The sequence below is a fragment of the Corynebacterium sp. ZY180755 genome (genome assembly GCF_054331495.1).
On the sequence record NZ_CM135811.1, the window covers coordinates 443,070 to 455,517 of the forward strand.

At 55.8% G+C, this 12,448-nt stretch carries 11 protein-coding genes; 10 read left to right on the forward strand and 1 reads right to left on the reverse strand.

Features of this window, described 5'->3' with window-relative positions:
* The first annotated feature begins 29 nt into the window (after positions 1–29).
* The 10 genes from eccCa (at position 30) to ACXM2N_RS02140 (ending at position 11,539) form a co-directional block, all read left to right on the forward strand.
* On the forward strand, positions 30–3,803 hold the full coding sequence (eccCa, locus tag ACXM2N_RS02095; protein ID WP_458489548.1) for a type VII secretion protein EccCa: 3,774 nt from the start codon (positions 30–32) through the stop codon (positions 3,801–3,803).
* A gap of 62 nt (positions 3,804–3,865) precedes the next feature.
* Positions 3,866–4,957, forward strand: coding sequence for a type VII secretion-associated protein (locus ACXM2N_RS02100; protein WP_458489550.1), 1,092 nt, complete (start codon positions 3,866–3,868; stop codon positions 4,955–4,957).
* A 393-nt stretch (positions 4,958–5,350) separates the two neighbouring features.
* Positions 5,351–5,668: a WXG100 family type VII secretion target gene (locus ACXM2N_RS02105; RefSeq protein WP_458489552.1), complete on the forward strand. Its 318-nt coding sequence runs from the start codon at positions 5,351–5,353 to the stop codon at positions 5,666–5,668.
* Positions 5,669–6,058: 390 nt separating this feature from the next.
* Positions 6,059–6,346, forward strand: a complete 288-nt coding sequence (locus tag ACXM2N_RS02110) for a WXG100 family type VII secretion target (protein WP_458489554.1) — start codon at positions 6,059–6,061, stop codon at positions 6,344–6,346.
* 381 nt (positions 6,347–6,727) lie between these two features.
* A complete protein-coding gene (gene rplM, locus ACXM2N_RS02115; RefSeq protein ID WP_458489556.1) occupies positions 6,728–7,171 on the forward strand; it encodes a 50S ribosomal protein L13 in 444 nt (147 codons plus the stop codon).
* Complete coding sequence (gene rpsI, locus ACXM2N_RS02120; RefSeq protein WP_458489558.1) at positions 7,168–7,710, forward strand: 30S ribosomal protein S9; 543 nt, start codon at positions 7,168–7,170, stop codon at positions 7,708–7,710. Before rplM ends, rpsI begins: the two co-directional genes overlap by 4 nt.
* Before the next feature lie 148 nt (positions 7,711–7,858).
* A complete protein-coding gene (glmM, locus tag ACXM2N_RS02125; RefSeq protein WP_458489560.1) occupies positions 7,859–9,205 on the forward strand; it encodes a phosphoglucosamine mutase in 1,347 nt (448 codons plus the stop codon).
* Positions 9,206–9,408: 203 nt separating this feature from the next.
* A complete protein-coding gene (locus tag ACXM2N_RS02130) occupies positions 9,409–9,735 on the forward strand; it encodes a hypothetical protein (protein ID WP_458489562.1) in 327 nt (108 codons plus the stop codon).
* Positions 9,732–11,294: a hypothetical protein gene (locus ACXM2N_RS02135; RefSeq protein WP_458489564.1), complete on the forward strand. Its 1,563-nt coding sequence runs from the start codon at positions 9,732–9,734 to the stop codon at positions 11,292–11,294. The genes ACXM2N_RS02130 and ACXM2N_RS02135 overlap by 4 nt, the downstream gene beginning before the upstream one ends.
* Positions 11,294–11,539, forward strand: a complete 246-nt coding sequence (locus ACXM2N_RS02140; RefSeq protein WP_458489566.1) for a hypothetical protein — start codon at positions 11,294–11,296, stop codon at positions 11,537–11,539. The genes ACXM2N_RS02135 and ACXM2N_RS02140 overlap by 1 nt, the downstream gene beginning before the upstream one ends.
* Before the next feature lie 22 nt (positions 11,540–11,561).
* On the opposite strand, the gene ACXM2N_RS02145 is transcribed toward ACXM2N_RS02140, so the two are convergent.
* Positions 11,562–12,428, reverse strand: a complete 867-nt coding sequence (locus ACXM2N_RS02145; RefSeq protein WP_458489568.1) for a dienelactone hydrolase family protein — start codon at positions 12,426–12,428, stop codon at positions 11,562–11,564.
* Between the last annotated feature and the right edge of the window lie 20 nt (positions 12,429–12,448).

The following is a 12,448-nucleotide window of genomic DNA, read 5'->3' on the forward strand; positions in this document are numbered from 1 at the left end:
TGAAGCGAAATGAAAGACCTCCCCGAAACATGAGCACAGAACACCGATCGTCCATTGCTGAGTTGCCAGCGGACCTAGCTATTTCGAACGGCTTAGAAGCGTCTGCGCACCCAGCCCCTACATCACACGGCCGTGGAGAGCCATTAAACCATCACGTCGCAGAGACCTCCTGCCTAGTCTCAGGTCTCGTTCCTGTTGTGTCCAGCCGCGAGCGGGAGCCCGCACCACCACTTCCCAGCGGTCAGTTGGTTGCTGAGGCGGTTCCTGAGGCAGTGAAGCCACAACCTGTTCCACTTCTTCGTGCGCTCATGCCAGTCATCATGATTGTCGCGGTTGTGGCCATGGTGGGATTAATGGTCCTATCAGGTGGCTCCCTCAATCCCATGATGATGGTTTTCCCACTCATGATGGGAATGAGCATGCTGATGATGTTTTCCCCGCAACCTGGTGAAGACACCGACGAGCTTCGCAGAACATATCTGCGTCACCTCGGTTCCCTGCGTCAAAAGGCCGTGGCCAACGCGAAAGCACAACGAACCCATCAGCTCTTCTTTCACCCAGATCCACGCTACTTGTGGTCTCAAGTAGGCACTCACCGGATGTGGGAGAGAAGCAGTGAATGCCCTGATGCGTTCGCGGTTCGGGTAGGTGTGGGTACGACAGAGCTGTGCACTCCCATCGTGGTGGGGGATCCAGGTGCTGCGGAGGACTTAGACCCAGTGTGCGCCGTGAGTTTGCGCCAAGTGGTTCGCAACGTGGGGCACGTTGGAGACATTCCCGTTGTGCTCGAACTCAGTGCTTTTCCGGTGTTGTCCATCACGGGTGAGCATGCTGCGGAGGTGGCACGCGCAATCACCTTGCAGTTGGTATTTCACCACGGCCCGGAAACCGTAGGTGTTACAGCATTGGGGAGAGATCAGTTGTGGGCGAAATGGCTCCCCCATACAAAGGACCCCGAATCGGCGGCTTTTAGGGTTTTGATCGTTGATGAGACGGTGGACGTTGACCAAGCCTTGATGACGGGCAAATACTCTTGCATCATCGATGTCGGGTCCCGGCCAGCCAGCTCGCTTCGTAGTTGGGCGGAATATGAGGGGTTGGTTCTCCATGCCGATGAGCAGTTGGGTGTAGAGACTGAGGCGGGAGTAGAAGACATTGCTACACCCGATTTGATCACTTTGGATGAAGCGGGAACGTTAGCGCGGGCCATGACAAAGTACCGCCGTGCGGATAACGAGTCCAGTGCATCATCAATGGACCTGCGCAAACTCTTGGGCGTCAATGAGATGAATGCAGATGCGGTGCGTGGCTTGTGGCAGCCTCGTGGCCAGAGAAGGCTCAGCGTGCCCATTGGCCTCACACAGCATTCCACGCCCATCGTGATTGATATTAAGGAATCCGCACAGGGTGGCATCGGGCCGCATGGACTGTGCGTGGGTGCCACTGGTTCTGGTAAATCGGAGCTTCTCAGGACATTGGTGGTAGCCCTAGCGAGCACGCACAGCCCAGATGATTTGAATCTGGTTTTGGTGGACTTTAAGGGTGGCGCGACATTCCTAGGCTTGGACGGTCTACCGCACACCTCCGCGGTGATCACCAACTTGGAAGAGGAATCTATCCTGGTTGAGCGCATGCACGATGCGATTGCGGGCGAGATGACCAGGCGTCAAGAGCTGTTGCGTAAGGCGGGTAACTTTGCCAATGCGACGGATTACAATGCGGCCCGCAAGAATGACCCGACACTGCCACCTCTGCCTGCCTTGTTCATTGTGGTTGATGAGTTCTCCGAGTTGCTGGGGCAGCATCCGGACTTTGCGGATCTTTTCGTTGCAGTGGGCCGGTTGGGGCGCAGCCTGCAGATTCACCTGTTGTTGGCGTCTCAACGGTTGGAGGAAGGAAGACTGCGTGGTTTGGATTCGCACTTGAGCTACCGCATTGGTCTCAAGACGTTCTCCGCCTCGGAATCACGACAGGTATTAGGAGTCCCCGATGCCTACAACCTTCCGAGCAAGCCGGGCGCAGGTTTCTTGAAATCGGGATCCGAGGAGCTGACTAGGTTCAGAACCTCATATGTCTCTGGGCCGATGATGGTGAGCAAGCAAGAGCACGTTACTACTGCGTCTGGTGGCGGTGTGCGCCTGTTCAACAGTTGGGATGACCTAGTGATCGAAACGAACGTGGACGAGGTCATGGATCCGCGCGGATTCACACTTGTTGATGCGGTAGTGGAAGCCACAACCGAGGTCGCCGCAGAGCGGAACATGAAGGCCCACCAAGTGTGGTTGCCACCGCTACCTAAGGAGATACCGTTAGCCAACGTAGTGGCGCCGGTGGGAATGCTGTGCGCCGCAATTGGCATTATTGACCGTCCTCACCAGCAACGCCAAGATCCGCTTGTGGTGGATCTTTCTGGTCAAAATGGGCATGTGGCTGTGTGTGGCGCTCCTCAAACTGGCAAGACCACTGCACTGCACTCCTTGGCATTGTCATTGTCCCTGACGCACACAACGCAGCAGATCCGTTTCTATATCTTGGACATGTCCTCATCCATCCTCTCTGGGTTGGATAACCTTCCTCATACCGCGGGAGTGGCTCGGAAGAATGAGAATGAGAAAGTGCGACGCCTCGTGGATGAAGTCTGTGGACTTATTGATGAGCCCGAAGACCGTCACACATTTGTCATTATCGATGGCTGGCACGTGCTCATCAAAGAGTACGAAGACCTCGCAGATAAGCTGAACTTTATCGCCAGTGAGGGCCTAGCAGCGCGCGTTCACTTGCTGGTTTCCACCGTGCGGTGGACTGCTATCCGTCCAGCGGTCAGGGATCTGATCACTACCCGAATTGAGCTCAAGCTTGGTGAATCACTGGACTCCGTGGTGGATAGGAAGGCTCAACAGAAGCTACCCGCACGAGCTGGCCTAGGACTGACAGAGGCCAAAGAGTACATGCTCATCGCGTTGTCCTCTGTGCAGGATCAGCAGCACGTTCGAAACGTCACCGGATCGCAAGATCCGGTCCCAGCGCTCCGGCTGTTGCCGCACGCGATTGAGCGTGCGGAGGTCATTGCAGCCCTGGGGGCGTCGCTAAGCAAGAACCAGATTCCGCTGGGGGTGGGCGGGCCACGCTTGGCTCCCGTTACGTGGGACCTTTCCCATAGCCAGCACATGGTTGTGGTGGGCGGACAAGGCAGCGGCAAAACCACCGCAATCAGAACAATTATCGAGGGCATAACGGACCTAGGAAGAGACAACGCCCGAATCATCATGGTGGATTATCGGCGCAGTCATCTCGGCGCCATCGCGGCTGAAATGCTCGCTGGGTACTGCGCAAACTCCGAGCAAACGGAGGAGACCATCGCTGCGCTAGTGCACACTCTGAAGGAGCGCCTGCCGGGCCCAGATATTACTCCCCAAGAACTTGCCGAGCGCAGCTGGTGGTCAGGCCCCGAACTCTTCCTCATCATTGAGGATTATGACTTGCTTCCCGACGGCATCCTCCACGCCCTCCACGCCCTGTTACCGCACTCGCGCGACATTGGTCTCCACGTGGTGATCGCCCGCAAGGCGGGCGGCATTGGGCGCGCCCTGTTCCAGCCCTTCCTCTCCGCGATCCGTGATCACACACCTCATGTTGTGCTGCTGGATGCGGACAAAGAAGAAGGCCAGATCTTTGGCATCAAACCTGTCCACCTCCAGCCAGGACGCGCTAATTATATTGAGCGCGGAACCCACGGCGGCATGATGCATATTGCAACGCCGACAAGCCTGGCTGACACCATTCAAGGAGGCAGTAAGCAGTGACGCACCAACCGCCAACGCCAGCTCAAAGGCTACACAGATCCTTAACCACTAACCCATACGCCGTGGATAATGACACTCCAACGACCGAATTTGCACCAGTCTTGCCATCTGTACCTCCTGATACCCCAGATGTAGCGCCTGGACGTGATGGTGCCGTGCAACCGCCCGGAACCATCACGGTTACAGCAATGTATGCAGCCACCATTTTTGAGGGGGAAGACAACGTCTACCGCTATGACCTCCCTTTGAGCGCAATTCAGCAAGGTGGGGCAGTAGCTGACGTAGTGGACCAAGTGCGAGTTATGGCAGCAGAGACCTGGCCGAACGTGAACGTGCTCATTGACGCGCCGGGACAAGCAGGGCCTGCACTCATTACGGCTTTCCAGCAAAGCGGAGCACGCGCAAACTATGTCGATTCCCTCTCGAGCTCGGAAGGATTAGATGAAGGACATCAACGCTCCGGCGGCCTCGTCAATCCTAGACCTGATGCGAACGAGGGCACCGGGCGTACTCAACATATTTTTCACCCATTCCATGCGGCCATAGCGATTGTCGTTCTAGCAGTATGCGGCATTTCCTGGTGGGCGCTTGACAATGCCGCGGTGCCGGAATCCGCACCGCCGAGTCAGGACTTCGCAGCACCCAGTGAAAGCTTTGGCGAGGTTGCACCACCATCGGTAGAGCCAGCTCCTAGCTCGGAGGCGCAAAAGGGACTGGACGAGCCGGTGAAAGACGCTGTTGAGATGGTCTCCATTACCCAAGGTCGGACAACGATCGAACTTCCCATTGGCTACGAAGTGACCAAGGTAGGGGAATCGGAGCTGGTTACTCTCACGGGTAACGACCCCGATTTTAGGATCCTCATGGCTGCCAACCCCATGGAGGAAGGAATGCTATCCCTAGCCAACATTGCTCAGCGGGTAGCCAACAGCTCAACGTTTGCGTCGCGTCCTGACGAAAGCTTTGTGGGTGGTCGCAATGTCGTCTCCTATATGGAAAACCCATCGGATGGCTCTACCGCGCATTGGTATGTGTGGGGTGAGGCAGGCCATCAGATGTCAGTGGGGTGTCATTGGAGAAAACAAGTAAGTGTTGAACGCCAGTCAGACTGTGAAACCGCAGTTAGAACGCTGAAACTGAGTGCCGGTCAGTAAGAAAATAGAAATTCTTTGACTAGATAGGGAACCGTTTGGCTGCTCGTCCCGTCCAATACAGGTGAAGGCGAAAAACACGTTACTTGGTATCCGCCCCATATGAGTATCAAGAAACAAAATTCGGCGTTCGCCTTCACCTCTTTCCTAGGGGACGGTGTCCACAGACATCACGCAGGAGTGAGGGGAGAACCGTTAGGAGTGGGGAGTATCGAGCCGCCCCGGCTTTCTTCAACTAACGGACGCCCCAGATCACCTGCCAGTGATGGAGCCCTTGAGCAAGGCTCACATTGCGGATGCCGCCTCATAGGGAAAGCGTCCCTTGAGAGGGGCGCAGCGATTTTCCAACACTAGTTACTTACTTTTCTCAATCCCTACTTCCCAAGGAGGAACACTATGTCCGGGCTATTCAGGACAGAAGCAGATGTCATGCTGGCAACCGCCGGTCGGGTCGACAACACCAATAATGAGGTTCAGTCAGAGCTGACGCGCCTCCGCGGTGTGGTTGATTCCGTACGAGGCTCTTGGGTGGGTCAGGCGCAGGTTAGCTTTGACCAACTCATGGAACGCTGGAATGGGTCTGCTCGAAATCTTCAGGAGGCGCTTGCTTCCATTAGCAACAACATCCGTTCTAACGCCACCCACTTTGAGGATGTAGAAGCATCCAATGCCCAAACGTTTAACAACGTTGGTGGCCAAGGCCTCGCGTTGTAACAACCAATCCAACTGGCCAATCACACACATTCATAGAGCCCAGATCAAAGCCACTGCGTAACAGAGATCAGCGTGACCCCCTCTGTGGCGAGTTGCTGTGATCAGGGATCCATAACTGGACATGCGGGAAAGTGCGGTACGTCAGCCGCTCCGTAATACTCATCGGCAAAACGGATGATGGGGTTTTCCCTTCATATCGTTATCTAAAAGTGTAAAACTCGTGAGTTTCCCGGCTCTTCCCCAAAAGAGCTTGTGCCCCCTGCAAATCTTCACTCACGGATTTCCCCAGAATCTGGTTTTGCCGCCCCATCTGGGTACTGCTGAACATCCTTTACCGCCCAGCCACTTCTTTATCCAACTACACCAGGCAATTTCTGAAAGGTAAAACTCATGAGCCAAATCAAGTACGGTTTCGGAGAAATCGAGACCGCAGCAGCAGACATCAACTCCACCAGCGGTCGAATCAACTCCCTACTCAGCGATCTCAAGTCTCACATTCAGCCAATGGCGGCATCGTGGGAAGGTGAATCCAGCACGGCATACCAAGAAGCCCAGCTAAAGTGGGACCGTGCCGCAGATGAGCTGAACACCATCCTTGCAACCATCGCACAGACGGTGCGCTCCAGCAACGATCGCATGGCGGACGTTAACCGCCAAGCAGCAGCCTCCTGGAGCTGATCACCCTTTAAACCAACAGTGCTTGAAGCGAATAAAGGTGGCTCTTTTAGCAACACGTGACTGTTGATATACCTCATCCTCCTACAACCTCTGACGCCGTAGCAGTTGGCACCTCGAGTTTTCTTGGGCTGACTACTGCTACGGCGCTTACCCATGTCTGCCGAGGATTCTCTGGAATCTTTTTTGTTGTTTGAATTGAGTTTTGGGTGTGTTGTGCTCTAGGATTGTAGTTCTGTGTGTATCGGGCGATTTACTCTGCTCATTTATCAAGTATGGGTGATCGCAGAACAAAGCCTCGGGTCTCCACCGGCCGCCGAGAACTCGCTTTACTGATGTGCACCGGCTGGCAGTTCTACTAGACAGACTTATTAAGGAGTCAATGTGTCTACTTACCACCCAAAGGGCGGTGACATTACCCGCAAGTGGTACGTCATCGACGCCACTGACGTGGTTCTGGGTCGTCTTGCTGTAACCGCAGCTGACCTGCTCCGCGGCAAGGGCAAGCCACAGTTCGCACCTAACGTTGACTGCGGTGACCACGTCATCATCATCAACGCTGACAAGGTACATGTTTCTTCTAACAAGCGCGATCGCGAGATGCGCTACCGCCACTCTGGTTACCCAGGTGGTCTGAAGTCCATGACCCTTGGTCGCTCCCTCGAGATCAACTCTGCACGAGTTATCGAGGAGTCCGTTCGTGGCATGATGCCACACAACAAGCTGAGCCGCGCTTCCGTTCGCAAGCTGCACGTTTACGCAGGTTCCGAGCACCCATACGCTGCACAGAAGCCAGAGACCTTCGAGATTAAGCAGGTGGCACAGTGACCGAACAGAACGTAAAGAACGACATCGAGCCAAACGCAGGCGATATCGACCACGCAACTGCTGCTACCGAGGAGTTCAACTACACCATCGGTGATGCTGTAGCTGAGCCTGCAGCTGAGTCCGCTGACGAGACCGCTGCTCCTGTTTACCACGAGGGCCCAATCCAGACTGTTGGTCGTCGTAAGCGCGCTATCGTGCGCGTTCGCATGGTTGAGGGCTCCGGCCAGTTCACCTGCAACGGTCGCACCCTGGAGGAGTACTTCCCTAACAAGCTGCACCAGCAGCTGATCAAGGCTCCACTGGTTCTCATTGACCGCGATGGTCAGTTCGACATCACCGCAACCCTGACTGGTGGTGGTCCTACCGGTCAGGCAGGTGCTTTCCGTCTCGCTATCGCGCGTGCACTGAACGCTTACAACTCTGCTGATCGTGCTGCCCTGAAGAAGGCAGGCTTCCTGACCCGTGACGCTCGTGCTGTTGAGCGTAAGAAGGCTGGTCTGCACAAGGCACGTCGTGCACCTCAGTACTCCAAGCGTTAATATTTCTTTTCGCTTGTGCAAAAGTCGCTTCCCATTGGGAGGCGACTTTCGTCATTTCTAGGGGCTTAACGTTGCCCTGATCTCATTCTGTGGACTATAAGGGCAATGCAGAATCAGTCAGGCCCGATAGTCTTGCATAATGGAAGCTATGACTCGACTTTTTGGAACTGACGGCGTTCGTGGCCTTGCGAACAAAACTTTGACGGCACCGCTGGCGCTGAAGCTTGGCGCTGCAGCAGCGCACGTTCTCACCTCGGGCCAGGCTGCCAGTGGGAAGCGTCGCCCTACGGCTGTTATCGGCCGGGACCCTCGCGTATCTGGCGAGATGTTGGCTGCGGCCTTGGCTGCGGGTATGGCTTCACGTGGTGTTGACGTGCTTCGTGTTGGCGTCTTGCCCACCCCAGCTATTGCGTACCTGACTGATTTTTACGGCGCAGACATGGGCGTGGTTATCTCTGCTTCCCATAACCCAATGCCAGATAACGGCATCAAGTTCTTCTCCAAAGGCGGCCACAAGCTGCCAGACGCGGTAGAGGATGAGATTGAGAAAGCACTAGCCGAATTACCAGAGACGGGCCCAACTGGACACGGCATCGGTCGCGTTATTGAGGAAGCTCTGGATGCACAGCACCACTACCTGGACCATCTATCTCGTTCGATGCCACGCAAGCTCGATGGCATCAAGGTAGTTGTTGACTGCGCCAATGGCGCTGCTAGCGAAGTAGCTCCGAAGGCCTATGCCGCGGCTGGTGCTGAGGTGATTGCCATCCACAACACCCCTAATGCATACAACATTAACGATAATTGTGGTTCTACCCATATTGAGCAGATCCAAGCTGCGGTGCGTGAGCATGGTGCTGATCTGGGGTTGTCGCACGATGGTGATGCGGACCGCTGCTTGGCGGTCGATGCTAACGGTGATGTGGTGGACGGTGACCAGATTATGGCTATCCTCGCGATCGCTATGAAGGAGAATGGCGAGCTGCGTAAGTCCACCCTCGTTGCGACCGTCATGAGTAATTTGGGTCTGCGCCTGGCTATGGATGAGGCAGGGATTGAGCTGCGAACCACTAAGGTGGGTGACCGCTACGTGCTGGAGGACCTCAACGCCGGTGGTTTCTCACTCGGCGGTGAGCAGTCTGGTCATATCGTGATGCCTGACCACGGTACTACCGGTGACGGCACCCTGACGGGACTCGCGCTGATGAGTCGTATGGCTGAGACCGGTCTGTCCCTGAAGTCCCTGTCTGAGGCTATGACTGTATTGCCGCAGGTCCTGATCAACGTTCCTGTGAAGGACAAGACCCGCATTGAGTCCGCGGTGGAGGTTGTTGAGGGCATCGAGCGCGCGGAGACGGAGCTGGGCCACACTGGCCGTGTTTTGTTGCGTGCCTCAGGCACTGAGGAACTGTTCCGCGTGATGGTGGAAGCTGCCGAGGAGGAAACTGCGCGACGCATCGCTGGCGAACTCGCTGCGATCGTGGCGAAGGTGTAGTAGCAGCGCACTAAGCGTTTGAGTTAAACGGCCGTGCTCCCGTATCGAAGGGGAGTGTGGCCGTTGCTTTTTGTGATTCGTGGGAACCGATTGCTGTGTCGTGCCGTCCAACTATTAGTGAAGGCCGAGTGATCACGCCTTACTTTCGGCTTGATAGCCACGCAGCTGTAGTTCATCTTGTAATCGACTGACTAGAGGGTCTTATGAATCAACTTTCACTCAACGTTGATGAAACGTTGGCACACTTTATGTCCTTACGTTCGGAGGCTGCAGCCCTGCGCGATAATTTTTCGTCCAGCGCTGTCAGCTTTAGCGATGACGCATTCGGTCTCGTTCACGTGGACGCTACGCGCCGCCTCAAAGCAGCTTTGGAGAAGCTTCACTCCCGCAACATCTCGCTTGCACAGGGGCTTTCCGACGTCTGCCACGCGGGCATGGAGCAGGTGTTCATCATTGACAACACCGATTCCGGCAATTCCGGAGGAATTTCCGGAATCAATGATCGCCTTGAGGGAGGTAAGAAGCAATGACCGTTCCATTTCCACTTTTAGCCCCTCTGATGGGCTCCTCAGGTGCCGCGGGTGCTGGCGTTGCTGGTAGCGCGGGTTTGGGCAATATAGCTGCTGCGACGGGTCTGTTGGCTGCAGCGGGTGGTGGTCTGAGGATCTTGGCTGATGCGGTGAAGTCTCCGGAGAAGCTCGTCCAGAAGCTCATGACTACAGCCATGGTTGATGTGATTCCGGTGGCCCAACAGTCAACCAAGATCTTGACCGGTGCACGCCAACTGCGTGAGAACAACCCTGCGATCGAGTTCCTGAAGGACCTGGTCATGGACATCGCAGGTGGGGCAGTGGGTAATACGCTGTTTTTCTGGATCACTGACCTCATCAACAATGAGGAGTCAGACAAGAAAGTAGAAAAAGACACGTGCAACTGCGGGGAAAGTGTCCATAAAGTAAATGACAATTGTGGTTCTCAGGTGGACGCTATTGGTCAGACCACCATCACCGCGGTGACTGCCATGCTGCAGGCGCTCAGTGCCATCAACCCCGCGGTTAACCCGGCGGCATACAAGCAGGGGCTCGACGTAATCTCCAATTACATCAACAAGGCATCGGAGTTGGCTGACGAGTGCATCACTGACCGCGACAACACCATGGGCGAACTTATTGAAGCCCTGATCTCTGTTGTGGAAGCGCAGGCAAATAAGCCCCTGAATGAGCAGCAGCCCGATCCCCACACCAGTGATACGTGCGCCCCTGGGGCAAACGAGGGATCCGTGCCTGCAGGAAACCAAGCATCCAGCGCTGGTGGAGCCAACACACCCGTTGAACAAGGGGAAGGCTGTGAGAATACAAGCAAGCCTGCGCCACCTGAGGCGCCTTCAGCGCCGAGACCTCAGGACGGTGCTGCAGGCGGCGGCCTGAGCTCTTCGGGTGCTGTGGGCAGCGTCGGTAAGCAGTGGGGCGCCCAATTGGGCGCCGCCGTGACAGGCTTCTTTGAGCAACTGATAGGACCATCATCCACAAGCACGACCGCCCACGCATCAAGCTGTTTGACTATGGCGAGCAGCGCCCCTGGCATTGTAGGTGGCGCCACGTTAGCCGGTGCTGCAGCCATTGTGGGGGTGGTGGGTGATGAGATCTCGAAATTTGTCCATCACGCCGCGTCAAATATCCACGCAACTATTGAAAGCTTCCGCGAGCAGGCGCTTCCTTCCTGTGAACCCGCCCCTGCGCCGGTGGATGCCGAATGCGAGCCTAAGCCGGTGGAGGCTGAGTGTGAGCCTAAGCCGGTAGCAGACACTGTTGAGCACCCGGAGGACTGTGAGCGCCCAGATGAGAAGCAACCCGAAGACACACCCAAGCCCGCCCCTAGTATCACGGAGAATGGCTTTGACAAATCATCCTTGAAGCCAGCGGCAGATACCCAGCCGGCATCTGCCGCAGGGTTTGATAAGTCTGGTCTTACAGGCAGCCCTGCTGCACCAGCCGCGCCGACAGTTCAGGTCTCGCCACCACAACCTGGAAGTTCGGCTGCTAGTTCTGCCAGTGCAGGAAGCACAATTCATTCAGTGGGTGAGTGGTAATGGAATACGAAGAGTTTGTGCGCAGGTTCAATGAGCGTGCCAAGAAGCGTGCCGCGGAATTCGAGAAGGCAACGGCGAAGGCCCAGTCAGACGTAGACCGGATAGTCGCAGAAGCTAGGAAGCACGGAAACAGCGACACGGAACACTCTCGGGTGTCGCCACACCATCTTCGGACAGCGCCCAAGCAAGAGGAAACCCCTGCACGCCGGCATCGCAGGGTGCAGGGGATCCTCAAACAGATGTAGCCGAAGCCTGGGAAACGGTTTGTTACAGCTTTTCTAGCTTGTCGCCCACAACAGGAATGTTCTTCAGTCCGGTGATGTTCGCGCTGTCTGCCAGATTCTCACCAAAGAGTGAGTACACGTTCTTAGCCTTGGCATCGCGCTCTGAGAAACCGGAGTACTTCTTCTCACCAGCCAGCTCATGAAGCAGGAAACCGGTGAGCAAACCACGAATGATTTCTCGACGGGTGGCAGAGCGATCACCGCCGGTGAGGAACTTCAGCAAGGTTTCCTCAGTCAGCGTTTCATGGCTGCCGTCCTCTACTACGCGATAAACAGCTTTTCCGGCCCATCGGACGGCGATCTTGGCTGCATTTCCGTAATCCAGCAGGGGAGACTCAGAAGAGCCGATGATCAGACCCGGCGCGGTAACTGCAGCAGCGGATGCCTCTGCTGGCGGGGTGGATTGGGATGGGTAAAGTGCTGCTACAGCGCCTAGATTAGGGCGAGATGCAGCGGCGATGACAGCTGCGGACGCGCCCATTCCATGGCCTACAAAACCGATACGCGTAGGTGACGTGGTGACGTTACCGTTGCCCAGTTTCACACCAGTGAGAATTTGTAGCGCAGACTCTAGGTCAGCCGCGAATCCACGGTGATCAGGGTTGAAGCCCTTTTCAGTGTTGGGTGCTGCTACAGCAATGCCCCAGCTTGCTAGATGGCGCAGCGTGCCGTGGTACTTGGAGATGTCCTTCATCCAGTCATGGCCAAATGCCACGGCTGGAATACCACTGCCTTCAGCTGGGGTGTAAAGCTTGCCAGGGAGCCCAGCGTAATCGAGGTCGCCCACCAACACTCGGTGCGGACCGCGCTTGGATAGTTTTGCTAGATGTTTTTTAAGATTTTCAGCCACGTTTTCCAACAATAATAGAA